We start from the raw sequence: 26220 nt of genomic DNA, 5'->3' as shown, positions 1-26220 counted from the left end.
AACACTATTAAGTGTTGTCTTATTTAATTCAAAATACTTGAGAGTAGACTTTAAAATAATTTTTTGGGTGAGGGATAAATGTTTATATCAAAGATTGAAATAGAGAATTTTCGTAATTTTAAACATCAAGAAATAAGTTTTAATGAAGGTGTAAATGTAATAATTGGTCATAACAATGCTGGAAAAACTAATTTATTGACAGCTCTTTCATTAGTTGTAAATCCTGATAAAAATAAAAGATTGGAAGTAGATGACTTTAATAAAAATATTGAATTTTCAGAGCTAAAGATATCCCCCCCGAAGATAAGTATTCAAGTCACTTTAAAAAAAGGATGTGATTCATTACCAGATGACTTAGCTATGGTTGCAAATTGGCTGACTAAGCTAGAATCTGATTTTGAGGCTAAATTAACTTATGAATTTTTTCTTCCAGAAAAAGAAGTTCCTAAATATATCTTAGCCATGTCAGAAATTGATGAAACTCAGGAAAATTGTCGAAATACTGCATGGAAAACAATAAAAAATGAATTTATACGACTTTATTCTTATAAAATTTACGGTGGCGAGATTGCTAATCGTGCTATAGCAGATGGGGAATCACTCAGCAAATTTGATTTTCAATTCTTAGATGCGATCCGAGATGTAGAAAGGGATATGCTAACAGGGAAAAATACATTATTAAAAAATGTATTTGATTTCTTTATGGACTATGACATTAAAAGTGATTCCATAAAATCTGAAGAAAATAAAATTACAGAAATTAAAACACGAAAAAATAAATTTTTATCAGACATTGAACCAGTAATTGATTCTATTCAAAAGCGTATGGAATTAGGGAAAGAACAAATATTATCTTATGCTGATGGAACAGGAGCTTCATTTAATAAGGCTAAACCTAATTTTGAAGGGAATATTTCAGATATAGAAATGTTTTCTTTTCTAAGATTAATTATTGAATATGAAACAGGGATTAAAATACCAGCAACTCATAATGGTTTGGGTTATAATAATCTGATTTTCATGTCTTTATTGCTTGCAAAAATGCAAGTAAATTCTGACGGAAAGTATATGGGTGATAATGCAAAAGTATTTTCAGCATTAGTTATTGAAGAGCCTGAAGCCCATCTCCATCCAGCAATGCAATATAAGTTTCTACAATTTTTAAAGAAGAATAAAAAAGAAGGAAAAGTACGACAAATTTTCGTAACTTCACATTCTACCCATATTACATCTGCGGTTTCACTTTCAGAAATTATTTGTTTGTATAAACAAGTAGAAGATACAAAAGTTAGCTACCCTGATAAGATTTTTCCTAGTAATGGAAAGAGTAAGAGATATGTACAAAGGTTTCTTGATGCTACGAAATCAGACATTTTATTTGCACAGAAAATTTTGTTTGTAGAAGGTATTGCTGAACAGTTATTAATGTCCATTTTTGCTAGATATTTGGGTAAATCTTTAGAAGATCATCATGTTGCTGTGGTAAATGTTGGTGGGCGATACTTCACACATTTTCTCCATTTATTTGATAGTAATAAACCAAAAACAATTTATAAGAGAATCGCATGCATTACAGACATTGATCCTGTAAGAAAAAAGATAAAAACTGCTGACACTGCTGACACTGCTGACACTGCTGACACTGCTGACACTGCTGACACTGCTGACACTGCTGACACTGCTGACACTGCTGACACTGCTGACACTGCTGACACTGCTGACACTGCTGACACTGCTGACACTGCTGACACTGCTGACACTGCTGAAAAGTCTAGTTTTAAAGTTTGCTACCCATTCGAATACGGATCTGATAATGATGATTACCAATACGATCAAAATACCTATCCCGATTATGATGATCATCCAAATATTTCATTTTTCATTCCTGATAAAATATTTGGCAAGACATTAGAGTACGAATTACTAAGAGCTAATCCTAAGGCAGAATTTTTAGTCAATGATTTTATGTCAAACCAAAATGAAATTAAAAAATTGATGGTAGCACATAAAGAAAACAAGACCCTTGATGAAATTATTGCTCTTTTGAAAGTCAGAAGTACTGAAAACAAGCGCATTATTGCTAGTATACGTGCTAATACAAAACCAGAATGGACAAATGATAATAAAATTCAAGCTATCATAGCTTCACGTTATCTTAATTCCGTTGGTAAAGGTGAGAATGCTTTAGAGCTAGCAAGAATTTTAGAAGAAAACTTGGAAAAAAAAGGCACAGCTGATTTTAAAGATTTTATTGTTCCTACATACATAATGGAGGCAATTGAATTTTTATGCCAATAATACAGATAGATTCAAATACAAAACTTCAGGATACGGAACATCACTTTAAAGTAAGTGCTGGCCCTGGAGCAGGTAAAACGCATTGGTTAGTTGAGCATATAAGAAATGTACTTCATCATTCAATTCGACTTGGTAAAATACGAAAGATAGCCTGTATTACTTATACTAATATCGCAGTTGAAACTATTTTGACGAGGCTAGGTACTTCAGCAACCCAAGTAGATGTTTCAACAATTCATAGTTTTTTGTATCGCCATATTATTAAACCATATGCTTTTTTAATAGCCAATGAATATGGGCTAAATTATTCAAAACTTGATGGACATGATGAACTTATTCACTCATTCTCTAAAATCGAAGGTTGGATAAAATCAACTCGCCAATTTTATTTATATGGTGAGGAACAAAAGGTCAAGCAAGCTCTAAATAATGTTCAATGGCAATTTGAACAAGATGGTACTTTGTCTTTAAAGCTTCCTCCAAATAAAATATATTTAGGCTCGATCAAAGAAAAAGCATCTATAAAAAAAACCAGCTATATCAATTATCGACAAGAACATTGGAAATTTGGTGATATTCATCATGATGATGTTTTATTTTTTAGTTATCAATTAATTACCAAATTTCCGTATATTTTAGAAGTAATTAGAGCTAAGTTTCCCTACTTTTTTATTGATGAGTTTCAAGATTGTAATCCTATTCAGCTTGCTATAATAAAAAAAATTGCAGAATCAGAGACCGTAATCGGAGCTATCGGTGACCCTGCACAATCTATTTATGAGTTTCAAGGAGCTGTATATACCCAATTCAATTCTTTTAGCTTACCAGACATTAAATTTTATAAAATGAATAAAAATAATAGAAGCACTTCTAAAATTATAAACATATTAAATAGAGTTAGAGCTGACATTACTCAAATACCAGTGAGACAAATAGAATGTGATCTACCATCTTTGATTATTGGTAATCAAAATCAAACAATTAATGCGATAAAAAATACTTATGGTATTGATGATTTCTGTAGTCTTTCTCGTTTGAATATCGATTCTAATGCACTCAAAATTGAACTTGATAGCACTTCATTAGTAAATAATCTATTTGATAGATTAGTAGAAGATAGTAATCTAGAAAGAAGAAAAATCTTGGCTTGTAATATTAAAGCTATTGAATTAGCGAGAGAAAAAAAATTTAAAGATTCCTGCAAAGAATTGTCAAAGATTTTCCCAACACATATCTTTTCATTAGCTTTCTCATTAACTTATTTGTCGAATGTATTATTAGAATATGATGGTTTTAAAGATAAAAGCTTAAGTCACTTTATTGAAATTATAAGAAGACTTTCTGGACTTACTATCGCTAAGTTACATAAAGGGGGAGCCAAAGAACTGTATGACTCTCATATATATAATCAAATTAGTATATGTGTAAATATTCCTGATGATACAAGTTTAAATAAAACAATTCATAAGTCAAAAGGAGATGAATTTGATAATGTGGTTTTATTCCTAAAAAGCGAAAATGAGCTTGAGTTTATAACAAATCCAAATTTAATGATAAATGAAGAACATCGTATAAATTACGTTGCTATTAGTCGTGCTAAAAACAGGCTCTTTATTTCAGTACCATCATTAGATGTTGCAAATGAGCATAATTTTAGTGAGCACTTTGAGATTGTTAGATGCTAGAAGTATATATTTGAGTAGAAAGCTAACGATGACTATAACCATTTATTGATTATAGTTAATTTGGCAGATATACCAAGTTTTCTTGCCAGTAGGTGTATGTACATTTATCTCATCGTTTACAGACTTACCTAAACAAGCCTTTGCTATAGGTGACTGGAGTGAAATATAGTCTTTATGACCATAAATTTCTTCATCACCTACAATACGAAATTTTATGGTTTCACTTTCATCATTTTCTAATTCAACCCAAGCACCGAAATAGGCTTTACCATCTTGCTCAGGGCTATATTCAATTTTATGTGCAACTTCAAAAAGTTTAGTTAAGTACCTAATTCTACGATCAATCTCACGTAACTTTCTTTTATTATAGATATAATCAGCGTTTTCAGAACGATCGCCTAGACTAGCTGCCCAAGAAACAATTTTTGTAATTTCAGGGCGTTCTTTACGAACTAAATCATTTAACTCATCCTGTAAGCGTTGATAGCCCTCAGCTGTTAGCAATTTACGATTCAAGACAAATACTCCAAAGCCTTGCGTAAGGCATCTAATGTTGAAACTTTAAAAACAGGCTTATTCGACTCATCTACAAGTTCGCCATATTCAGTAGGTTTAAAATTCCATTTTTTTTGAAAATCTGCAGAAAGTAAATATTGTAACGCTCGCACCTCTTGATCAGAGAGCTTAAAAGATTCATCGGGTATCATATTCTTATGATCATAAATATCAATCCTTTGTTTGGGTGGAATGATTTCACGGATCATTTGTTGAGCTTCTTTTAACTCAGATGCCATAATACGTACAAGCAGCTGATGTTTGGGGTTTTGAATTTCTTCTATCCATGCATTATCTGTTTGGGACGGTTTAGCTAATTTAGGTTTCTGTGATGAAACATCTATAAAGCTTTGAATCAGTGCTCTATATTTTTCACCAGTCTTATTTCTGATGCTTTGCGCTTTAGGGACTCCTCTGTTAAATCCTAAATTAGCAATCGTACTCACAGAAAAATCTTGAATTCCGCGTTCCTGTTGCTCTATACATACTTCATAGATTGCATCGAGTGATTGTTGAATTTTAAGTGATGAGCCATATTTTAATTTATTTAGTAACTCTTCAGGATTCATAACTAGCCTCAATCAAAGTTGGTGAATTATGTAGAATGAGCTCAATCTCTGATTTTGAAATTTGTTCAGTTTCAGAAAGCTCTATTAGTTTAAGCTTTCCATCCATAACACTTTGCACTTTATCCCAAGATTTGAGGCGACTCATCAATAATTTAAAAATTTGGTTGCCTGCTGAAAGTTGCTGTTCTTTAGATAACATGAACAAAGCAGGCATAATTTCATTAAACATCGCCATTTTATCAATGAGCTGAGTCCTAGGATAAATGGCTTGATCCGCATTACAAGATTTATAAATGACGGCATTTTCACAAACTTCTTGTAATTGCTGAAAGTGACTGACTTCCTCCATTTCCAAAACTAACTCTGCATTTGAAGTCGTAATTAGCGATAATGTATCTGTATTTTCCAATAATGCATTGTTATTCATGAGCTTGTGGCATTTCGTAATATGGCTATAAGCCGATTGGATATCGTATAAAAGCATGTCCAATTTTTTAGCGGCTGTTTCATATTCTGATTCGAAATTTCGAAGTTCAGTCTCAAGCTTGGATCTGCTTGCTGCGCCATCAAATTTTTCTTTCTTCAAGTTGGCTATATATTCTTCTTTTTCAATATTCTCTATATCTTGATTAATTTGATTAATTTGATTGATTTTAAATTGTAGTTTGGAACATATTTCAGATTGATCATTGGATTGGAGTAATATCTCATTTGTAATTGCCAATAAGCCTCCGATAAAGGCAGGTCCAGTAATGAAATGTCTACAACGTATACAATTCTGAGTTCCTAAATAGCCTTGAGGTGTAGGAGTATAGAATGAACTACTTTTTATTAACTCACCACCATCCTCACACCTTGAAGCTGCAAAAGGGCAAATACCATAATCTCTAAAAATAAAATTTCCTGCAGGAACCTCATTAGATAAAGCTTGCAATAACTCTAAATTATTGCCAACCAATTGGTTTTTAACACTTTCAATTTTGTTTTGCTCAATTGTTCTTTGAATAGATTCAACTTCAGATTTTAAGGCTATTTTTTCACCTTCTTCTAATCGAGTTCTAATGTCATGATTGGAAACTTTACAATAATAGATCGACATGATCACAGAGCTATGTCCAACGATTTTCATCACGATTTCAATAGGCATACCCATTTCAAGTACATAAGCCGTAATGAGGCTTACACGCATGCTATGAGGTGTATATTTAGACTTATATGCACCTAAAACGGCTCTATTTCCTTCAAGTGTAGTTAAGCATAGGTTTGAGGGTTGTATATTATAAAGAGCAGCTGCTAATCTCGGGGTTAATGCATTTCCGACATTCGCTGCCTCAAAATCATTAAAGCGCCTAAAAAGAAAACAATTCAAGCCTTTGGCTTTTCTTTGTACTTCATTTAAATTTGTTCTTTGACAATCAATCCAAGCACTCGGATATGAGATAGGATTATATTTTTGTTGCCATTTTCGTAGCCTAATTAGCCAATATGCTAAGTCTTCGGGTATCCACGGAATTGTGTAGCCTTGTCCATTATTATTTGTTTTATTTGTAGTGGTAAACATACCTGTTTGACCATCAGACATTCTTTTTATGAATGATTGTGCTTTGGTCAATCCAGAAAGTGGTGAATTATTTTTTTGCCAAATGATTTTGTTTTGCTGATCTAAATCAGCAATATATTCATCAGCTTCGCCAGAATCATTATAGGCGATTTGCCGTCCTCCTAAGGGAACTTTGGTCAGTGCATAAGTATGAATCCAATCTGTTGGACACCATAAATATGCTTGATTATCAATGACACGGTAAACACAATCTAAATCATGCAAATCTAATTGATCAAAGCTTACTTTTACCCAATCTGCATCGAATCTATGAAGATGCTCTAAATCTTGGAAATTTTTTGCACTGGGTGGAATAATCCATTCTTGGGCTTTTTTGACAAAATGATATTGTAAGCATGGCTTTGTTGTTTCAGAACGAATTGAGTTAGATGATATATTTTGTTGATTTAATAAAAGGGAAAATGGATTACGAGCATTATCAACACGAACAATTTCACCTGTTTCTTCATCTTCAATCGTTAGATCATTGTCAATGATGTAATCCAAGAATTCATTAACATAAACGACTAGTTTTCTCCTCATTGGTTCTGATTCTATATTTTCGAGTAGATCACGAAAGGGTTTTACATCGAATTTTTCTTGAATGAGAAAGGCGTGTGGAGATTTGCTTTTATCAAATTGTTCGATATACAGACGGACAAAACGACACAACTGAGATTCTTTTGTACCACCACCACGAGCAGTAATCATAAATTCTTTGATTTTATTTGCCCAAGTTATATAGTTTGGTGAAATAAAATCTGGTTTAAAAGGTTCAATTTTCCCTAAAAATTTGTACCAATTTCCCCATTCATCTTGATAAACACCTTGTGGGTCAAGTGGAAGACTAGGATTATTTAATTTTAAAATAAAGTTTTTGTATTCTTTGGCATTCTTAAGATTTTTGCTTTCAATCTTTGTTTTTAATTTTTCGTATGAAATAAAATCGACGATATCAAAAAAATCTTTATAACTGATCCATTCCTCATAAATTCTTTCAGGGTGTGCAGGTAGCCCATATTCCTTGTAGTTTTGTCTATATGAAACAGAGTTTGAAATACCAACATTTTTACAAAATTGCTTTAAAGAATCCAAGTCGGGAAAGTTTGAAAATTCCTTATCAAATCTTTTAAGTTCGATTTGTTGAATTACTAGAGGTTTTATCATTTAATTTTTCTCAACTTTTCTTGTACTTCTTCAAGTGTCGGTTTGATATAAACAAGGCACGAAGTTGGGCTTTTATGGTGCATTACTTTTTGAATTTCGACTTGATTTAAACCAGCCTGACGTGCTCGAAAACCATACGCATGTCGATGTCCGTGTTCAGTCGTTCCATGTTCTTTTTTACAGCTTAGTCCAATACGCTCTACCGCATTTTTATGTAATCTTTGGAAGTTTTTTATAGTTTCAGGTCCCCCAAGCATATTTGTAAATGCGAAAGGGTGTGGATTAGTTTTTGATGGTTCAATTCTTTGAAATTTTAGGTAGTTTGCCCATATCAATAAAAACTCTTTAGCTTTATCTGGTGGATTAAATACAACTTCAAAATAACCTTGTTTAGAAGTAAGTAATGGGCTTTTCCACCCTGCATATAAACGTTCGGTAAATGGGTAATTATTTCTAGGTTTAAATGATGTTTTGGATAATAGAAACTCACGCCTATTTTTGAAGTGAGGGTCTGGAGCAGTACCTAATTCAGGATGATAAACACGAACAAGAGCTTCTTGAGGATGGTTTGGATTTAAGGTGATATCTGAGGTATAAATGTGAAAAATTTCACTTTTCCTAAGCCCACCGTAATTCATCAACATCGTAATCGCTTGCGATTTATAGTCGTATTTTCCATTTTTTTCGAACCCTAAGTAAATCAACCTTTCAATTTGATCTTCAGGAAAACGAACTGCATATTCAAAATCAATCAGATCTTCATTGAACGAACCAACCAAACGAACTTGCTTTTGTGATAAATCTTTTTTAGTTAAATGATTTAGAAAGACATTCGCTTGTTTGTGATAATAAGCACACCAATTTAGACGCTCTTCATAACTTGTAGCTTTGCGAAATGGATTTACACGAATTGTTGAATGTTCATCCTGCAACATCAGAAAATCAGTGTAATGCGTAATATGAAATAATAGATTATTTGTATCTCTGACTGTACGTGGTCGCCAATAAAGATCAAGAGCATCAGTACGGGTAGTTGGATCAATTGTGCCTGTAATTAATGCCTCAGTGAAAACTTTGAGTAGTTTTGTTGCATTCTCAATTTGTGGAACAGAATTTATATACTTCAGTAAAAGTTTGAGTGCATAACAAGACCTTTCTTTCCATGATTCGCTTTTTGAATTAAACCAAGCCAAATAACGTAAATGAGAAATAATGATTCCTTTCTCGGTTAGTATGCAAGGCAAGACCAAGGTAGTTTGAGTTGAACAATCTTTGTAATTTACATAAATTTTCTTAACGTAAGCCATATACTATTTAGTACAAAGTATGAGGTGTTTTATAATTTAAAATATCATTATGTGATCAATTGTCAATATAAAATATTAGAAATAGTATGTTATATAGTGGGGTTATAATACCAATATAACAAGCAGATTTTAAGAAAAATTGATCGCCGTGTTCGTTATCTTGGTAAGCGTTTAGAAGAGTTAAGAATCATTGATTTTTCAGCTGAGCAAGAGGGCAAAATTTATTTTGGAGCTTGGGTCGAAATTGAAAATGAAGATGGGGAGCAGAAAACATTGAGAATTGTCGGTATTGACGAGATTTATGATCATCACCCACAACATATTTCAATTGATTCACCAATAGCACGTGCATTGCTCTCTAAACAAGTAGATGATGAGGTGAAAGTTGTTACTCCTCTGGGTAAAAAGCAGTGGTACATCAATTCAATTCGCTATGAAAAACTTGAAAATTAAGAAAATTAGCTTATTTTGTTTTTATTTTGATCATTCAATACAAGAAAGGCATAAAAATATTTGCCAAGAGTGCATTTTATTTATATGATGTCGCCCATGGAAGCGTGGCAGAGCGGTTGAATGCACCGGTCTTGAAAACCGACGAGGGTGTGAGTCCTCCGTGAGTTCGAATCTCACCGCTTCCGCCAAATATTGAATTAAGCCCTTGTTATTACAAGGGCTTTTTTCTTGTCTATGCTTTTACCTCACAACCTACCCCACATAAAATTTTGGATCCAATTGATAAGAATAAGACTATAAAAGAAGTATTTGGACAGCAGTTTAAGATGTTCAGTTTTTTGTACTTAATTTTCTCAACAATTTTTTATTTGTTTATCGTTTAAACAATGCTTAATTATTAAATATTACTTACTTGACTGTAGGTAGAGTGCACATTATCCTTTTTGGGCTGACCTACATCGTCAGTCGGTTTTGACAGACCGTTTCCTAAGTACACTGAAAGATTTCATCTTTTGGTGTGTGCCCTCGTGCTCCCTCTGCGGTAGAACGGGAGGGGGACACCTTCGGGTGTGCTGATTCTTAGGTTCAGTCTGTCAACCCTTTCTCGTTCTGCCACCATTATTTGACAGTGATTAGGTAGAACTTCTTAATACCTAAGGAGTGCACCATGCGCTTAAATCTATCTCAATGCTTTTCTTTTTATATCCCCATATTTCAATCACATTCCCCATCTGGGTTTTTTACTGAAAAAGTGCGACCTGCTGAATAGCAGAGACTTTCTAAAAATAAAACTTTTTCACATACATATTACCCATATGAAGATGGATCACTCAAGCATCTGTACGTCTGTGAAATCACATTCTGATTTTACATATCGCATTTGCGTGGCATTCATTTAAACCATGATTTGTGGGGGAACTGAGTGTGAAACAACACATTTCAGTAGACTAATAAAAAGAGAAATTTCTATGTTTAAAACTATTGTCAAAGCTGCCATCAAAAGCATGGCATTACCATGTCTAATTATTTTTAGCTCAACGACACAAGCAGGCTACTTTGCACAGCAGAGTGAATCCTATTTGATTGACAGTCAACGTGCGGGAAATAACATTTATCAATGCACCTATAAAACCAATCCTGGCAACAAAGGTTGGCGTAATTTCAATGTCAATTTCCAAGGGGGATGTCCACGCTTTGTGCTGTTTAATGCCAAAAATGGACAAGTCTCAGTACCCAACTAAATAAAGGGGCAATCAATAAAAAACCGATAGGATCATTCAACATGAAAATATTTATAAAATCGATTTTACTGGGCACAATCTTGTCTATTTCAGGATTTACTTTAATGGGTTGTAGCTCAGGCTTAGATCCAAATACCTTCTCAGCGGAAATTAATGTGGTGGATGCCAGTAACTGGTGGTCAGGAAATGGAACAGCAACGGTATTGAGTATTCGCTCCAATGTGGCTTATCAAGTTGATGTAAGCAATGTTACGATCAATAACGGACAATGTCGTTACGAAGGTTACCGCCGAAAAATCCAGTATCCACAAAGCTTTAAAATGGGACAGACATTACAATTAAAACTCACGGGATGCAATTCCAGTAACGTGGTGCAGGTGGATGTAGAAACCACTGCGGGTACAGCCAGTTATCGTTTTAATTAGCACGACTTTCTAAAAGAGCACATATATCAAGCCACGCCTGTAAAGGACGTGGCTCTTTTTATGCCCGCAGTTTTCGTTGATCAGAGAAATACACATGAATTTTATCAAATGTCCCTACTGTCATTCCGAGCATGTGACCAAACTCGATATAGACACCGATTCATTTAAGAGCTTCGAAAAATTATTCGAATCTATTTCACCCTCTGCTATGGCAGCACTTGGGATCAAATTGGCAAAACTATTCTCGATTCCATCTTTTGTTGGAGGATTTGTAGGTGTAGTGGTGGGTGGCGTACTGATCATCGTAAGCCAACATGTACTACATAAATATTACCGTTCTGCTTGTCATTACTGCTGCCATGACTGCAAACGTAGTTTTGCATTTGTAAATTAAATCAAGGCACTGCTATTCATGCATGGATAGCCCACTTTTAAATAGAAAAATATCCATTCATCAAAAACCTAAAGAAACATTCTCATGGCACATCAACTTGAAAACATGGCTTATGTCGGCAAAACCCCTTGGCATGGACTCGGCAATCAACTTAGTCCACATCAACCGATTGAAGTCTGGGCACAACAAGCAGGCATGGACTGGCAGATAGAATCTTCCAATGTCAGTTATATCGCTGAAAATCAGCACAAACAAAGAATCATCATGCCCCATGATGAACAACGGGTTTTATACCGTTCCGATACTCATGCCACTTTATCAGTGGTTAGTCAGCGCTACCAAGAAGTACAACCCAAAGAGATATTGGAATTCTATCGTGACTTAACAGAGCAATCAGGCTTTGAGTTGGAAACTGCAGGGATACTAAAAGGTGGTAAAAAATTCTGGGCACTGGCACGAATAGGTCAAACCAGCGTACTGAAAGGTAAAGATGTCAGCAATGGTTATATTTTACTGGCAACCGCTTGTGATGGAATGCTTGCTACCACTGCACAATTCACCTCGATTCGTGTGGTGTGTAACAACACTCTCGCTATTGCACTCAAAGGACAAAACAGCAGTGCAGGTGCGGTTAAAGTACCGCACAGCACTAAATTTGATGCGGAGAAAGTCAAACAACAACTGGGTATTTCAGTCAAAGCATGGGATGAACACATGTATGAAATGAAACAGCTCAGTCAGCGCAAAGTGACTCAGCAAGAAGCAGTTGCGTATTTCGATGCAGTGTTTAACAACTCCACCCTAAGCAATACCGAACAAGATGAAGGGATTATTCAATACTACCGTAATGTGGCAACACAGACAGCACCTCATCAATCCAACAAAGCAGAGCATAAAACGGAACCGAATGGACGCGCGATGTCCAAAGTCATGACCATGTTTAATGGGCATGGTCGAGGTGCAGAACTCAGTTCGGCCAAGGACACAGCGTATGGTTTACTTTGTTCTATTACCGAGTTTAGCGACCATGAACGTCGTGCCATGAGCCAAGATCATCGCTTAGATTCAAGTTGGTTTGGTACAGGGGCAGGTTTAAAACAACGTGGGCTGGAACAAGCCTTAAGCATGCTGGCTTAAAGTAAGCAGAATAAAGGAAAGAAAAGGAAATAATCTAAAGACTCGAAGTGCATAAAGACTAAATCTCAATCACGCCATTACGCGTGATTTTTTTATGCCTTTGATTCAATCAATTAATCAATCAATGAACCAACCAAAATTAATGACATTGCATAAATAGGAAAATATCATGAACCTAAATAATTCCATACAACCCGATGTGGCTGCGCATTTACCGATGCCGAGCTATAAAGGGACATCATCACGGCATAGACCTAAATCAAGTTCAAAATTCTACCCATCGAAACGCCTCGCTGAAACTAAAAAAATGACTCAAGTAGAATGGCTTGAAGTCCGAAAGCAGGGTATTGGCAGCAGTGATTGTGCTGCAGCCTGTGGACTAAATCCTTATATGTCGATGCTTGAGTTGTGGATGATTAAAACAGGTCGGATCAAACAAAACATCGAAGATGAAAGCTCAGGAAATGCACCCTTATATTGGGGTAAGCAACTTGAACCCTTAGTGGCTGAATACTACAGCATGCATACCAACCACAAAGTCAGAAGAGTCAATGCCGTACTGCAACATCCCGATGCTGATAAAGCATTTATGCTCGCCAATCTAGACTATGCCATTGTGGGCAATGCTGAAGTGCAAATTCTAGAATGTAAAACCGCAGGGGAGTATGGTGCCAAGCTGTGGCGAGATGGAGTACCTTTATACGTACTGTGTCAGGTACAACATCAATTGGCAGTCACAGGCAAACAAGCAGCGTATATTTGCGTCTTGATTTGTGGACATGAAACTCGCATCTTTAAAGTGACCCGCAGTGAAACGGTGATTCAATATATCGTCAATGCCGAAAGACACTTTTGGGAATGCGTAGAACGAGATACCCCACCCGATGTGGATGCCAGTGAATCAGCATCCAAAGCCTTACAACAACTTTATCCTCAACATATTCCACTGAGTATTGAAGACTTGAGTGGAGATGCCACAGCCAATCAACAATTTGAGCAATTGATACAAGCACGCCACCAAATTGAAAAACATCAAGAAAGCTTTGATCTGCTCAAACATCAACTGCAAGCCAAAATGCAAGGCGCAGAACGAGCGACCTTTCAAACTGGTTCAGTGACGTGGAAGAAATTCAAAGACTCAATCAGCCTCGACAGTAAAGCTCTACTGAAACAATACCCTGAATATCTCAACCAGTTTCCACAAACTAAAACAGGCTCACGGCGCTTTAACATCTATAGCCATGATGATTAAACGATGATTGATTCAACATTAGCCTAAGCATTTTACCAACCTGACCACGACAAAATGATCCCATGCCCAAGCGCATAGGATTTTTTATGCCGACTTCATTTTTAACCGAACAACCCAACATACTTAAACTAAAAAGGAAAATACCATGATTAAAGGTTTAGCCATCACACCACCCATTCTAGGGCGTATCAGTATCGGTAAAGTGGTAGAAAAGAACGGCAAGCGATTGCCTGAAAAGGATGATCAATTCACCATCACCAGTCAAATACAGAATAAGGACAGTGGCTGGGTCAAACATCCCTTAGATGAACAACTACGCTCCAAAGCACCCAATCAAAAACTCAGGATCATCCCAGTGCGTATGATCTTTAATGACCCTGAACTGAATCTACGTGCGGAATACACCTTATTTGACCGACAGACTGGGCGACCTGTCTGTATCGGTAATGGTGAAACCTGCCAAAGAATGACCAATCAAGGGGTGGAACAACACCCATGCCCATCGCCTGATTTATGCCCATTGGCACAAGGGGGCAACTGCAAACCTTATGGGCGTTTGCATGTGAATTTAGATGAAAGTGATGAACTGGGAACATTTATCTTTAGAACAACTGGCTTTAACAGTATCCGAACTTTGGCAGCACGTTTGTCTTACTACCATGCAGCATCGAATGGCTTGCTGTCATGCCTACCATTACAACTGACACTTCGAGGAAAATCTACGACACAAAGTTATCGTACACCTGTGTATTACGTGGATTTAACTTTACGGGATGGCATTAACCTACAACAGGCGATTCAAACAGCGAAAGAGATTGATCAACAAAGTAAGCAAGCAGGATTTAATCAAACAGCATTAGATCAAATCGCACGGCAGGGATTTAGCAATGCGCAGTTTGAAATCAATAGCGAGGAGGGGCTAGATGTGGTGGAAGAGTTTTATAGTGAAGAAAATCAAGAGACAGACACCCAACACGCACAAGCTGAAACTACAACCACAGCTAGAACGAAGACAAAGCCACAGCCAAATCAAGGGGAGGGTTTTGTGCAGGATATACAGAAGGGATTACAGGGGAGTGTAAGAGCGGTGAATTAACGAACCATCAATCATTGAAGAGTTTATTATTTAAGAGAATCTACGGATTCTCTTTATGTATTTCTCTTTATTTTTTATGCTTAAAATAAGATTTTTTTGATTTATGAATTAGGAAAACGTATTTTTTTTATAGAAAATGCATGTATATTAAATGAAACTTAATATTGCAAAAAACATACAAAAATAGAAATTAACTTCACAATAACTGATGATCAGAAACATGCTGAAACAGGGCCGATTCAGGTGGGATGGTTTTTGACCGAAGATAAAGCTTCTATTTTATTTGAAGCACCTTATCGGATGCGTTCACAGTCACAACAAAAGCATGCAAAATCTGCCAGTCGCTGTCCAGCGGTACTTCAGCTTGAAAGCCGTTACTTCGTCATTAATTGCCCTTTTGATTTTCATCTGCGCTTTGAATGGGATAAAACAGGAAAACCTGCACTTATAAATGTGTTGGGAGATGCTTCGCCAGTTCGGGGAAATAAGCTCCGAGAGCTTTTAACGCTTGTCAATGAAAATGAATGGCGCACGCCTAATGTTCCAATCCTTCAGCTTAAACTTCCTTATTGTTTTATTGCAGATGAAGTGGTGTATATCACGCAGCTAGATGCTTTTGGGCATTACCGAAAATATCCTTTGCCAGGTACTATTTTTGGTGGACGGTTCCCGATTCATATCTGGCCTAGACCACTGATGTGGGCTTTTGAGTGGCATGACACTTCCAAAGACTTAATATTAAAGCGTGGCGAACCTTTGTTTTATTGTCAGTTTGATGGTTTTGACCCCTCACGGTCATTGAAGATGATTCAGGCTGAAAAGACACCTGAACTTTTACAGTATATGGAACAGATTTCGAGTGTAGTGAATTATGTAAATCAGACTTTTTCGTTGTTTAGTGAGGTAGAAAAAGTACGACCGAAACATTTGTTAAAGAGATAGTAATCATATATTTATTTTGATATGAAATTTTAATTTAAAAAGAGTTTATTTATGATAAATGAAACTGTGAGTTTACCAAATATTTTTAAAAATATCTTATCTGAAGAAAATATATTATTTTATCCTCAGATAGGACTCCCTTATGAAAAAAAAATTAACTATGAAAATGTCTATTTGATCAATGATAGTAGTTTTTTAATACCCTTGGGGAACGAATATCATCATGATTTAGAGCCTAGGAAACATTTTTTATTTATAAATGGTAAATTGATAATACAATTTTATACTTTTTTTGAAAGAACTAATGTATCAAATAAAGAAGATTTTCTAAAAATAATCACGTGGCATGTTTTTATTCAAAAAATTATTAAAAATGAAGATTGTAAAACAGATGAAGAAATCAAAGAATTAATAGTGGATGCTGCGAATAAATTAAAAGATTTAACAGGCCTAGAATTAGAAAATATTCTAGAAATTAAAGTTAAATTTAGAGAGAAATAAAAATGACAACAAAACTTCAAAAAAGTAATGATGCTATTTCAGCTTTAAATTCAGATTTCCAAACAGGCAAAATTAAAACTTTAGATGATCTTAAGGCTTTTGTTAATAAAGTTTCAGGTGATGTATTATCTAAAGACGGAAGTAGCAGTTCTGCTTCGAGATTACTTTGGTCTGGAGGTCTAAGTCCTGATGGTACAGGAGGCTTTGTTGCATAAACCTAGCCTAGAAGGTTTATTCAGCCATATAATTTCAAAATGAATAAGCCTACCCCTAAAATCTATCGCACCACCAATTGGGCATCGTATAACCGAGCGTTAATAAATAGAGGAAATATCACCATTTGGTTTGATCCAACGACTCAATGGTATGCTCAGCCACAAGGTAGGCATGGGCGAAATCAAACCTATTCCGACACAGCAATTCAATGCTGTTTGATGATCAAATCTCTTTTTACACTTTCTTTACGAATGGTCACAGGCTTTGTGCAAAGCCTTATTCAACTTAGTGGGTTAAGTTGGACAGCACCGGATTATTCCACACTTTGCAGACGACAAAAACAGATTGATATTGCGATCAGCTATCAAAAAAGTCATGAAGGACTACATCTATTGGTAGACTCAACTGGCCTTAAGTTTTTAGGTGAAGGTGAATGGAAACGTAAGAAACATCAGCCTGAATACCGTCGACAATGGCGTAAACTTCACATTGGCATAGATGCTAACACCATGCAAATACGTGCTATACAGCTTACAACCAATAATGTGAGTGATTCACAGGTATTTGGTGATTTACTCGATCAAATTCCACCAGATGAGCAGATTGACTCTGTTTATACTGATGGTGCTTATGATACCAAGCAGTGCCGTCAGGTTATTGCAGATCGGCAAGCGCATGCGTTGATTCCGCCCAGAAAAAATGCGAAACCTTGGAAAGATACAAAGACCAGCTCGCTAGAGCGGAATGAATTACTTCGTACTGTTAAATATTTAGGCAGGATGCTATGGAAAAAATGGTCAGGCTATCATCGCCGAAGTTTGGTCGAAACCAAGATGCACTGCATCAAATTATTAGGCGATAAACTCAGTGCAAGAAACTTTCAAAGCCAAGTCAATGAGATTCATGCACGTGTAGCCGTCCTCAACAGATTTACGGAATTAGGTCGCCCTCATACCCAAGTTGCCACTTAAATTTGGCTCAATTAGGGTAGCTCTACCTTTCAAATCTTTGTGCAACAAAGCCATTTAGATATAAATCTCGTTATGTATCAATAATTACACTTAAAAATAGATTTGATGTTATTCCTAGGTGGCAGACGTATCAGCAACAAGTGATTAAAACCATCCAACAATTCGAAACACAATAAACAAAATCAAAAAGGAATCAAACATGAATAGCAATTCAAATATTACGACATCAGGTCAATTGAAATTAACGCAGGGTGAAATAGACTATTTACAACAGTTTTTAAAAGCCAATGACCGAGGTGGCTATTATCTTGCTTTATACAATATGACAGGGGTGACGCAGGTTTTAGTACAAGGAGAAATTTCAACTTTTAGTGGATTCGGTGGTGGTGCTGCCTATGTTTCAAATATGCTGATGTATGAATATAAAGAAGATTACAAAGCCATGAGAATACCATTGAGTTTTAGAATCTATGAAAATCGAGATGTTTCCTAGATTGATCAGACGTGTATAGGATACTGCTCATATAGAAGACCAATTGGATGCAAGACTTTTCATTTGAGAGTTATATGATTGCATAAGCTATTAATGATAGGTTTATGCAACAAAGCCATATTTAATACTCAAAGTTTATGTTTCGTATAACGGCAAGTAGCAACTTTCAGCAATTCGTTTTATTTCTTCAGCAGATTTTAAAGTAACGTCATCCCATTTGATCATTTGTTCAATGAGCCAATAAAAATCATCTATTTTCGGTGTTGTAGAATCTTTGACTAAATGACGAATGATATTTTGAATAGAATAATATTTGTCTACATGAAGACTTTCTGAGCATTGAAATTGAATAATATTAAATTCAATTAATAACTCCCAGACTTCATCAAAATCGACCATATCTTTTAACTCTTGTTGAGCTTTAACAATTGCTTGAGTAATCGCTTTAAGCGTATTGGGATATTGTATGGCCCAGTCCTGAGTGAACGCTAAAACTTTATCTGCGATGTCAGGGATAATCTCCTGACTTGAAATGATGGATTGGCTGATACCTGCTAATTCCCCTTGCGTATTCCAAGGTTCTCCAACACAGAAACCATCAATTAAGTTTTTAGAAATGGCTTCGACCATATAGGGTGGGGGAAGTGTTAGAAGATTACATTGTTGAGCGGTTTCATGATCTGCAAGTGCGAGCCATTGTCGTAGACAATAGTGGTGTATAGATTGCTTAAATACATTTGCCAAACGTATTTTCTGCCCATTTTTTAGGGCGAGAACAATTTTTTGAGCAGATTGTTCAGCAGAATCTTGGTGAGAAATATTGAGTTGATGGCAAAGCTTTTGGCTGAGTGAAATAAAAGCACGATTTTGGCTCAAGACCAAATTGGTTTGTAGCGGAATACCGAGCTGATCCTCACCTAAAGCTGCTGCAGGAAGCATGGCTGATAGGCAATGAGCGACATCTAAAACACCAAAAGCCAAACGATCTCTTAGGCTCGCCCAAGAGGCTTCTTTGATTAAATTCACCTCTAAACCTTGTTCATCAAAAAAACCACGCTGTTTTGCCCAAAGTATTGCAATGCAATCGAGTAAAGGAATATAGCCGATTTGGATTTTGGTTTTTTCTAAATCTATCATCATCTAATCCTTCAATTGATTTTGTAAAAGTTGTTGAGCGTCCAGTAAACGACGAGCCATTTCACCCATGGTCATACGATGGCTCATGGCATTTTTACGCAATAACTGAAATGCGTGTTCTTCATTTAAGCCATGTAATTGCATCAATAAAACTTTGGCTTTTTCAACATCTTTGCGGTCAGCCAGTTTATTTTTAGTATCTTCAAGATCAGTCATTAATTTTTTATGTTTTTTGAATTGTTCAATGGAAATCTCTAAAATACTTTCCAACTTACTAGGATCAATACCATCCACAATATACGCTGTGACTCCTGCATCTATGGCATTTTTAATTGTATCTTTATGGCTATTCTTGGTGAATAAGACTGTAGGTAAATCAAATTGACTGACACAGCTTTCAATGATGTCTCGATGTGGATGATCCATGTCTAGTAAAATCACATCTGCATGTAATTGTTGCAGATCGAACATATTTAAATGATCAATCATCAGGCATGCCACGACTTCGAAGTCATGTTCGATCAGTGATTTTTTGATGAACTGCGCCCGATCTAAATCGTCATCAATTAAGGCTATTTTTAGTTTTGGCATTTGAAAATGACTGAAATCTAAAAAGTTATAGAGATAAGCAAGCAAATAAGATGCCAGTCATATTGTTTCTTATAAGCCTTAAATGCTTATTTGGATAGATAGATTATTCGTTATATATTTCAATCATATAAAACTTAAATAAAAGGATTTCGTACAAAAAATATAAATATGTAAAGTGATAAAAATAGTGAATTATGGGATATGCATCATCATGATGCACTCGAAAAGCGCAAGATGAACATTAACAAAGCATTTTTAAATTCACCATGATTTTAATTTAGATAACTTAAATGACTGTAAAATAGAGTTTAAGAAAATAATCATGAATAAATATTTAAAAATCAAATAATTAAAAATGAATTTAAAGTCTTGGCACACTAAGTGCACTATCTATTTCGAGTCAAAGACGACTCCAATAAAATTTGTAAGACGGCCAACGACGTCCGCTCTGATCGCTCTGAGATGCAATGTCTGCATCACAGAAAAGCCATACGTTCAGTTCAGGTAGGAGAAGGTTATGTCTTCAAATTTAGATGCTAAAAAAGCCACAAAAATAAGTCTTTTTAACTTTAATAGCGCAGCGATGCGAGCCTTCCACATGAGTTGGCTCGCTTTTTTTGTCTGTTTCTTTGCGTGGTTTGCCTGTGCGCCGCTGATGCCTGTGATTGCAGGTGAGTTTCATCTGACTAAAGATCAAATAGCCAATATTAATATTGCAGCAGTTGCGATTACCATTTTAGTCCGCCTGATTGTTGGCCCTCTTTGTGATAAATACGGGCCACGTAAAACCTATACCGCACTCTTAATTATCGGCAGTATTCCTGTGTTTGGTGTTGCATCTGCCAACAGTTATGAATCCTTCTTATTCTTCCGCTTACTCATTGGTGCAATTGGTGCCAGTTTTGTGATCACGCAATATCATACCAGTATTATGTTTGCACCGAATGTCGTGGGCACAGCAAATGCAACCACAGCAGGTTGGGGAAATGCAGGTGGTGGTGCGACACAGGCTTTAATGCCCTTAATGTTAGCGGCTTTGGTAATGTTTGGTGTTGAACAGGCAATGGGTTGGAGAATTGCGCTGATTGTGCCGGGCGTATTGATGCTGATTGTTGGTGCGATGTATTGGAAATTTACACAAGACTGTCCACAAGGCGATTTTAAAGAATTACGTGCACAAGGTGTTCAAGTCGGCAGTGATAAAAAAGGCGGTATCGCGATTTTAATGCACGCTGCACGTAACTACCGTGTTTGGATTCTTTTTGGGGCGTATGCGGCATGTTTTGGTATCGAAATTTTCATTCACAATATTATTGCGTTGTACTACGTCGATAATTTTCAGTTTGGTTTAAAAGAAGCAGGCTTGGCAGCAGGAATTTTCGGTTTACTTGCCTTATTTGCCCGTGCTTTAGGTGGCATTGTTTCAGATAAAGTCGCAACAAAAAAAGGTTTAGATGGTCGTACCAAAGTGCTTTTCCTGATGATTTTGATGGAAGGTGTATTTTTGGTGGTCTTCTCTCAAATGAATACTGCGGTTTTTGCCATCCTCGCAATGACTGTTTTTGCTTTATTCACACACATGGCATGTGGCGCAACTTATGCACTCGTACCTTTTATTGATCGTGATGCTTTAGGTGGTGTGGCGGGCATTATTGGTGCAGGCGGAAACGTCGGTGCTGTGGCAGCAGGCTTCTTACTGAAAGGTATGCTTGATATTCAAACGACACTGATGGTGTTGGGTGGTTTGGTGGTGATCGCTGCAAGTTGTGTCCTGATGATTCGCTTTTCGGTTGAGCATAAAGAAAAAGAGCAAAAACTGTTTGAAGCCGCTGTTCTTGAGCGTCGTCATCTTGAGCAGAGCCTCGCACAAAGCACTAAACAAAATCACGCAGCTTAATATCAAAAGAATAAGAATATTTGAGGAGAATTGAAATGAAATTAGTCATGATTGGTCACGGCATGGTGGGTCACAAATTTATCGAATCGGTGCTTGAGCACGCAGGCGATGAAGTGGAAATCACAATCCTTGCTGAAGAACCGCGTTTAGCCTATGACCGTGTGCATTTAACTGAGTATTTCTCAGGAAAATCAGTTAAAGATTTAACCTTATGCCGTAGCGATTTTGCAGATGCTTATGGAATAGATTTGCGCTTAAGCACCAAAGCGGTTGCTATTGATCGTATCAATAAAAGCATTACGACCAATCATGGTGATGTGATTGCCTACGATAAATTGATATTAGCAACAGGTTCTTATGCTTTTGTTCCACCTATTCCGGGCAATGAACGTAAGAACTGCTTTGTATATCGGACTATTGATGACCTTGATGCCATTCGTGCTGCAAGTTTAAATGCTAAAACAGGTGTAGTCATCGGTGGTGGTCTGCTTGGACTGGAAGCGGCCAAAGCATTAAGAGATTTAGATTTAGACACCCATGTGGTGGAATTTGCGCCCCGTTTAATGGCAGTACAAATTGATGACTTGGGCGGTAAAGTTTTACGTTCAAAAATCGAAAATTTAGGTGTGAAAGTTCACACCCAAAAAGCCACATCATCCATTGAAGACGGCACATCAACCACGCATGTGATGAAGTTTGGTGATGGTTCAGAGCTTGAAACCGACATTATTCTATTTTCAGCAGGCATTCGCCCACGTGATGAATTAGCGCGCCAAAGTGGTTTGAACATGGGTGAACGTGGCGGAATCAGTATTAATGATTATTGTCAAACCTCAGATGAAGACATTTACGCCATTGGTGAATGTGCATTATGGCAAAATAAAATTTATGGTTTGGTTGCACCCGGCTATGACATGGCACGTATTGCAGCCAAGCATGTTATGGATGAGACAAGCACTGCATTTTTAGGTGCGGATATGAGCACCAAGCTGAAATTGATGGGTGTGGATGTGGCATCAGTCGGTGATGCCCACGCCATGACACCGAATGCACTCAGCTATTTTTATGCAGATGAAGATGCCATGATTTATAAAAAAATTGTGGTGAATGCTGAAAAAACTAAACTTTTGGGTGCGGTATTGGTTGGTTGTGCCAAAGAATATAACGACCTTTTGCAAATGATGTTGAATGGCTTAGCGGTTCCAGAAAGCCCTGAAAGTTTGATTATGCCGGGTTATGCCAATGCACCCTCTAAAAGTGGGGGCAGTGGTGTTGATTTACTGCCTGACAGCGCAACGATTTGTTCATGTAATAACGTGTCTAAAGCAGATATTTGTTCGGCCATTGCAGAGGGTTCAACCTCATTGGGCGCACTGAAAAAATGCACCAAAGCCGCAACGGCGTGTGGTGGCTGTTCAGCCTTGGTAACACAGGTTTTAAAATCTGAATTACAGCGTCAGGGCGTGACGGTTAATAACCATCTATGTGAGCATTTTGCTTATTCACGTCAAGAGCTGTATCACTTGGTACGGGTCAATGAAATTAAAACTTTTGATGATTTAATCCATCAACATGGGCATGGTTTAGGTTGTGATATTTGTAAACCAACGGTAGCGAATATTTTAGCCTCCTGTTGGAACGATTTTGTTTTAAAACCCACGCATGCAGGCTTACAGGACAGCAATGATTATTACTTGGGCAATATTCAAAAAGATGGTTCTTATTCGGTTGTGCCACGAATTGCAGGCGGGGAAATTACCCCTGAAGGTTTAATTGCCATTGGACAAGTGGCGAAAGATTATGGCTTGTATACCAAAATCACAGGTGGGCAACGCATTGATTTATTTGGGGCGCAAGTGCATCAATTGCCTGACATTTGGGAAAAGCTCATCAATGCCGGTTTTGAATCAGGTCATGCCTACGGTAAATCCCTTCGTACTGTTAAATCTTGCGTAGGTCGTACTTGGTGTCGTTATGGTGTCGATGATTCTATGGCTTTGGCGATCTTTTTAGAGAATCGTTATAAAGGCTTACGTTCACCACATAAACTTAAAATGGCAGTTTCAGGTTGTACCCGTGAGTGTGCCGAAGCACAAAGTAAAGATGTCGGTGTGATTGCGACAGAACGAGGTTGGAATTTATATGTCTGTGGTAATGGTGGGATGAAACCTCGTCATGCAGAATTATTGGCTTCCGATTTGGATACTGAAACTTTAATTCGTTATATTGACCGTTTCTTTATGTTCTATGTGCAAACTGCTGACCGTTTACAACGAACTTCAGTATGGCGTGACAACATGGAAGGGGGCTTGGATTATCTAAAAGCTGTCGTGATTGATGATTCTTTAGACATCGCGGATGAATTGGAACGCCGTATGTCGCATGTGGTTGGTACTTATCAGGATGAATGGCGTACTGCAATTGAAGATCCTGAAGTACGTAAACGCTTTATCACCTTTATTAATGCAAAAGCTGAACAACAAAATGACCCACATATTCAGTTTGCCTCTGAACGTGGGCAAATCCGTCCAAAAACCACAGCAGAACGTGATGTGAGCCGTATTGCGATGGTTGAAGCTTAAGCGGTTGAAAGCTTAAGTATTTGTACTGAATAAGATCAAGGAGAATTTGCATGACTATTTTAAAAAGCGTCAATCCAACCGATGAGATGGAATGGGTTGAAGTGTGTCAACTTGCCGATATCACGCCAAATACAGGTGTGGGTGCAATCATCCATAAACAACAAATTGCATTATTCCGTGTCGGGAATGAAAAACGGGTCTATGCCTTAAGCAATCAAGATCCATTCAGTCAGGCTTTTGTGATGTCACGGGGGATTGTGGGAGATTTACAGGGCGAACGTGTGGTCGCATCGCCTATTTATAAACAACATTTTAGCCTTGCAACAGGGCGTTGCTTGGAAGATAAAGAACAAAAACTCTTGGTTTTTCCAAGCAAGATTGAAAATGGTTGTGTTTTTGTCTGCCCGACAGCACAAAAAACCTATATTACCAACAATGCATCTTCACAGGAAAAAACCAAACTTGTTTTGGTGGGTAATGGTTTGGCAGGTATGCGTTGCTTGGAAGATTTATTGGATATGGCACCTGAACGCTATGATATTACGGTGATTGGTGAAGAACCATGGGGTAACTATAACCGCATTATGCTGTCGCCTGTTTTATCCGGTGAAAAAACCATTGAAGATATAATGTTGCATCCACATTCGTGGTATCAGTCGAAAAATATCAATTTTATTGCCGATGATCCTGCGGTGAAAATTGATCGCCCACGGAAGCAAGTCTATACCCAAAAAGGTCAGGTGGTGGATTATGACCGTTTGATTTTAGCCACAGGTTCAAAACCCTTTATTCCGCCTATTTCAGGTGCAGATTTAACAGGCGTGATTAGCTTTCGTGATATTTACGATGTGAATACTATGCTTGATTATTGCAAAAACAAAAAAAATGCGGTGGTGATTGGTGGCGGATTGTTGGGGCTTGAAACAGCTTATGGCTTAAAGCAACGGGGGATGAATGTCACCGTATTGCATTTGATGGATCGGATTATGGAGCGTCAGCTTGACAGCAGAGCAAGTGTAATGTTGCGCCATAGTATTGAAGCCAAAGGTATTTCGATCATCACCGAAGCCAATACCGCAGAATTGATGGGTCAGGATGGGCATGTCAGTCAGATTAAACTGAAAGATGGCACAATCCTCGATGCAGATTTAGTTGTGTTTGCTGTCGGTATTCGCCCCAACATTACTTTGGCACAAAGTGCAGGCTTGCGTTGCAATCGTGGCGTGATGGTGAATGACACCATGCAGACTTTTGATCCTAGTATTTATGCGGTCGGTGAATGTATTGAACATCGTAATCAAACTTTTGGATTGGTTGAGCCATTGTGGGGACAAGCTTTTATTTGCGCGACCCATTTGGCAGAGCATGGCAGTTTAACTTTTAAAGCGCCAACTGTACCCACGCAGTTAAAAGTCAGTGGTTGTGATGTGTTTTCCGCAGGTCGAATTGATTTGGAAAATAGTGAATCAGCTGAAGATTATGAAGACATTATTTTGAATGATGAAAAACGTCAGATTTACAAACGCATCATTATTCAAAAAGACAAAATGATTGGTGCCGTGTTGTTTGGTGACACTGAAGATGGTGCTTGGTATGCAGAACTGATTGCAGATCAAAGCTCAATTTCAAGTATTCGCAATAAATTACTGTTTGGTCGAGATTTTGCATTAAAACAAGCAGGGTGATGAGAACCTCCCCTAACCCCTCCTAA

General features: G+C 37.0%; 22 protein-coding genes, 1 tRNA gene and 1 pseudogene. 18 read left to right on the top strand and 6 right to left on the bottom strand.

Features of this window, described 5'->3' with window-relative positions; genetic code table 11:
- The first annotated feature begins 78 nt into the window (after nucleotides 1-78).
- The gene (locus B9T35_RS09390; protein ID WP_086190845.1) at nucleotides 79-2298 is read left to right on the top strand and encodes an ATP-dependent nuclease; all 2220 of its coding nucleotides are present in this window, start codon (nucleotides 79-81) and stop codon (nucleotides 2296-2298) included.
- Nucleotides 2289-3983, top strand: coding sequence for a UvrD-helicase domain-containing protein (locus B9T35_RS09385; protein WP_086190844.1), 1695 nt, complete (start codon nucleotides 2289-2291; stop codon nucleotides 3981-3983). The genes B9T35_RS09390 and B9T35_RS09385 overlap by 10 nt, the downstream gene beginning before the upstream one ends.
- A gap of 42 nt (nucleotides 3984-4025) precedes the next feature.
- Here B9T35_RS09385 and greB read toward each other — a convergent pair whose 3' ends face one another.
- Genes greB through gmtY form a run of 4 tightly spaced genes read right to left on the bottom strand, consistent with a single transcriptional unit; the run spans nucleotide 4026 to nucleotide 9181 of the window.
- Nucleotides 4026-4499 carry a transcription elongation factor GreB gene (greB, locus tag B9T35_RS09380; RefSeq protein WP_086190843.1) on the bottom strand — a complete coding sequence of 158 codons (474 nt, stop codon included), beginning with the start codon at nucleotides 4497-4499 and terminating at the stop codon, nucleotides 4026-4028.
- On the bottom strand, nucleotides 4496-5107 hold the full coding sequence (gene gmtX / locus B9T35_RS09375; protein ID WP_086190842.1) for a gamma-mobile-trio protein GmtX: 612 nt from the start codon (nucleotides 5105-5107) through the stop codon (nucleotides 4496-4498). Before gmtX ends, greB begins: the two co-directional genes overlap by 4 nt.
- A complete protein-coding gene (locus tag B9T35_RS09370) occupies nucleotides 5097-7874 on the bottom strand; it encodes a VPA1269 family protein (protein WP_086190841.1) in 2778 nt (925 codons plus the stop codon). Before B9T35_RS09370 ends, gmtX begins: the two co-directional genes overlap by 11 nt.
- A complete protein-coding gene (gene gmtY, locus B9T35_RS09365; protein ID WP_086190840.1) occupies nucleotides 7871-9181 on the bottom strand; it encodes a gamma-mobile-trio recombinase GmtY in 1311 nt (436 codons plus the stop codon). The genes B9T35_RS09370 and gmtY overlap by 4 nt, the downstream gene beginning before the upstream one ends.
- A 108-nt stretch (nucleotides 9182-9289) precedes the next feature.
- Here gmtY and B9T35_RS09360 point away from each other — a divergent pair.
- The 13 genes and pseudogenes from B9T35_RS09360 to B9T35_RS09295 all read left to right on the top strand — a co-directional run.
- Nucleotides 9290-9634: pseudogene (locus tag B9T35_RS09360) on the top strand (GreA/GreB family elongation factor); the annotation flags it as partial.
- Between the two features lie 98 nt (nucleotides 9635-9732).
- Nucleotides 9733-9822, top strand: a tRNA-Ser gene (locus B9T35_RS09355).
- 780 nt (nucleotides 9823-10602) lie between these two features.
- Entirely contained in the window at nucleotides 10603-10875 is a 273-nt protein-coding gene (locus tag B9T35_RS09345; RefSeq protein WP_086190838.1) for a hypothetical protein, read from the top strand.
- Between the two features lie 41 nt (nucleotides 10876-10916).
- Nucleotides 10917-11300, top strand: a complete 384-nt coding sequence (locus B9T35_RS09340; protein ID WP_086190837.1) for a hypothetical protein — start codon at nucleotides 10917-10919, stop codon at nucleotides 11298-11300.
- Between the two features lie 94 nt (nucleotides 11301-11394).
- Nucleotides 11395-11694 carry a hypothetical protein gene (locus tag B9T35_RS09335; RefSeq protein WP_086190836.1) on the top strand — a complete coding sequence of 100 codons (300 nt, stop codon included), beginning with the start codon at nucleotides 11395-11397 and terminating at the stop codon, nucleotides 11692-11694.
- Between the two features lie 84 nt (nucleotides 11695-11778).
- Complete coding sequence (locus B9T35_RS09330; protein WP_086190835.1) at nucleotides 11779-12831, top strand: DUF932 domain-containing protein; 1053 nt, start codon at nucleotides 11779-11781, stop codon at nucleotides 12829-12831.
- A 169-nt stretch (nucleotides 12832-13000) separates the two neighbouring features.
- Nucleotides 13001-14083, top strand: a complete 1083-nt coding sequence (locus B9T35_RS09325; protein ID WP_416202431.1) for a YqaJ viral recombinase family protein — start codon at nucleotides 13001-13003, stop codon at nucleotides 14081-14083.
- Between the two features lie 145 nt (nucleotides 14084-14228).
- Nucleotides 14229-15179: a hydrolase or metal-binding protein gene (locus tag B9T35_RS09320; RefSeq protein ID WP_086190834.1), complete on the top strand. Its 951-nt coding sequence runs from the start codon at nucleotides 14229-14231 to the stop codon at nucleotides 15177-15179.
- Nucleotides 15180-15362: 183 nt separating this feature from the next.
- Nucleotides 15363-16121: a hypothetical protein gene (locus tag B9T35_RS09315; RefSeq protein ID WP_086190833.1), complete on the top strand. Its 759-nt coding sequence runs from the start codon at nucleotides 15363-15365 to the stop codon at nucleotides 16119-16121.
- A gap of 51 nt (nucleotides 16122-16172) precedes the next feature.
- Nucleotides 16173-16622, top strand: coding sequence for a hypothetical protein (locus tag B9T35_RS09310; RefSeq protein ID WP_086190832.1), 450 nt, complete (start codon nucleotides 16173-16175; stop codon nucleotides 16620-16622).
- 2 nt (nucleotides 16623-16624) lie between these two features.
- Entirely contained in the window at nucleotides 16625-16837 is a 213-nt protein-coding gene (locus B9T35_RS09305) for a hypothetical protein (protein WP_086190831.1), read from the top strand.
- A gap of 39 nt (nucleotides 16838-16876) precedes the next feature.
- On the top strand, nucleotides 16877-17809 hold the full coding sequence (locus B9T35_RS09300) for an IS5 family transposase (protein ID WP_086190830.1): 933 nt from the start codon (nucleotides 16877-16879) through the stop codon (nucleotides 17807-17809).
- Nucleotides 17810-18008: 199 nt separating this feature from the next.
- Nucleotides 18009-18302 carry a hypothetical protein gene (locus tag B9T35_RS09295; protein WP_086190829.1) on the top strand — a complete coding sequence of 98 codons (294 nt, stop codon included), beginning with the start codon at nucleotides 18009-18011 and terminating at the stop codon, nucleotides 18300-18302.
- A 135-nt stretch (nucleotides 18303-18437) separates the two neighbouring features.
- Here B9T35_RS09295 and B9T35_RS09290 read toward each other — a convergent pair whose 3' ends face one another.
- Together B9T35_RS09290 and B9T35_RS09285 are read right to left on the bottom strand one after the other, a co-directional pair.
- A complete protein-coding gene (locus tag B9T35_RS09290; RefSeq protein ID WP_086190872.1) occupies nucleotides 18438-19439 on the bottom strand; it encodes an ABC transporter substrate-binding protein in 1002 nt (333 codons plus the stop codon).
- Nucleotides 19440-19442: 3 nt separating this feature from the next.
- Complete coding sequence (locus B9T35_RS09285) at nucleotides 19443-20030, bottom strand: ANTAR domain-containing response regulator (protein WP_086190871.1); 588 nt, start codon at nucleotides 20028-20030, stop codon at nucleotides 19443-19445.
- Nucleotides 20031-20547: 517 nt separating this feature from the next.
- Between B9T35_RS09285 and B9T35_RS09280 the strand changes: the two genes are divergently transcribed.
- From B9T35_RS09280 to nirD, 3 genes are read left to right on the top strand one after another with little or no spacing between them, the layout of a single operon-like run.
- The gene (locus B9T35_RS09280) at nucleotides 20548-21927 is read left to right on the top strand and encodes an MFS transporter (RefSeq protein WP_086190828.1); all 1380 of its coding nucleotides are present in this window, start codon (nucleotides 20548-20550) and stop codon (nucleotides 21925-21927) included.
- Between the two features lie 35 nt (nucleotides 21928-21962).
- The gene (gene nirB / locus B9T35_RS09275; RefSeq protein WP_086190827.1) at nucleotides 21963-24509 is read left to right on the top strand and encodes a nitrite reductase large subunit NirB; all 2547 of its coding nucleotides are present in this window, start codon (nucleotides 21963-21965) and stop codon (nucleotides 24507-24509) included.
- Between the two features lie 50 nt (nucleotides 24510-24559).
- A complete protein-coding gene (gene nirD, locus B9T35_RS09270; RefSeq protein WP_086190826.1) occupies nucleotides 24560-26194 on the top strand; it encodes a nitrite reductase small subunit NirD in 1635 nt (544 codons plus the stop codon).
- The last annotated feature ends 26 nt before the right edge of the window (nucleotides 26195-26220 follow it).

Source organism: Acinetobacter sp. ANC 3832 (genome assembly GCF_002135415.1).
In the GTDB taxonomy this organism is placed as follows: Bacteria; Pseudomonadota; Gammaproteobacteria; order Pseudomonadales; family Moraxellaceae; genus Acinetobacter.
Note: the sequence above shows the minus strand (reverse complement) of the source record. Positions and strands in the feature narration are given on the sequence as shown.

Bases quoted from the DNA above. Each gene is read 5' to 3' on its own strand.
- B9T35_RS09390 (WP_086190845.1), top strand. From the start codon at position 79: ATGTTTATATCAAAGATTGAAATAGAGAATTTTCGTAATTTTAAACAT.
- B9T35_RS09385 (WP_086190844.1), top strand. From the start codon at position 2,289: ATGCCAATAATACAGATAGATTCAAATACAAAACTTCAGGATACGGAA.
- gmtX (WP_086190842.1), bottom strand. From the start codon at position 5,107: ATGAATCCTGAAGAGTTACTAAATAAATTAAAATATGGCTCATCACTT.
- B9T35_RS09370 (WP_086190841.1), bottom strand. From the start codon at position 7,874: ATGATAAAACCTCTAGTAATTCAACAAATCGAACTTAAAAGATTTGAT.
- gmtY (WP_086190840.1), bottom strand. From the start codon at position 9,181: ATGGCTTACGTTAAGAAAATTTATGTAAATTACAAAGATTGTTCAACT.
- B9T35_RS09345 (WP_086190838.1), top strand. From the start codon at position 10,603: ATGTTTAAAACTATTGTCAAAGCTGCCATCAAAAGCATGGCATTACCA.
- B9T35_RS09340 (WP_086190837.1), top strand. From the start codon at position 10,917: ATGAAAATATTTATAAAATCGATTTTACTGGGCACAATCTTGTCTATT.
- B9T35_RS09335 (WP_086190836.1), top strand. From the start codon at position 11,395: ATGAATTTTATCAAATGTCCCTACTGTCATTCCGAGCATGTGACCAAA.
- B9T35_RS09330 (WP_086190835.1), top strand. From the start codon at position 11,779: ATGGCACATCAACTTGAAAACATGGCTTATGTCGGCAAAACCCCTTGG.
- B9T35_RS09325 (WP_416202431.1), top strand. From the start codon at position 13,001: ATGAACCTAAATAATTCCATACAACCCGATGTGGCTGCGCATTTACCG.
- B9T35_RS09320 (WP_086190834.1), top strand. From the start codon at position 14,229: ATGATTAAAGGTTTAGCCATCACACCACCCATTCTAGGGCGTATCAGT.
- B9T35_RS09310 (WP_086190832.1), top strand. From the start codon at position 16,173: ATGATAAATGAAACTGTGAGTTTACCAAATATTTTTAAAAATATCTTA.
- B9T35_RS09305 (WP_086190831.1), top strand. From the start codon at position 16,625: ATGACAACAAAACTTCAAAAAAGTAATGATGCTATTTCAGCTTTAAAT.
- B9T35_RS09300 (WP_086190830.1), top strand. From the start codon at position 16,877: ATGAATAAGCCTACCCCTAAAATCTATCGCACCACCAATTGGGCATCG.
- B9T35_RS09295 (WP_086190829.1), top strand. From the start codon at position 18,009: ATGAATAGCAATTCAAATATTACGACATCAGGTCAATTGAAATTAACG.
- B9T35_RS09290 (WP_086190872.1), bottom strand. From the start codon at position 19,439: ATGATAGATTTAGAAAAAACCAAAATCCAAATCGGCTATATTCCTTTA.
- B9T35_RS09285 (WP_086190871.1), bottom strand. From the start codon at position 20,030: ATGCCAAAACTAAAAATAGCCTTAATTGATGACGATTTAGATCGGGCG.
- B9T35_RS09280 (WP_086190828.1), top strand. From the start codon at position 20,548: ATGTCTTCAAATTTAGATGCTAAAAAAGCCACAAAAATAAGTCTTTTT.
- nirB (WP_086190827.1), top strand. From the start codon at position 21,963: ATGAAATTAGTCATGATTGGTCACGGCATGGTGGGTCACAAATTTATC.
- nirD (WP_086190826.1), top strand. From the start codon at position 24,560: ATGACTATTTTAAAAAGCGTCAATCCAACCGATGAGATGGAATGGGTT.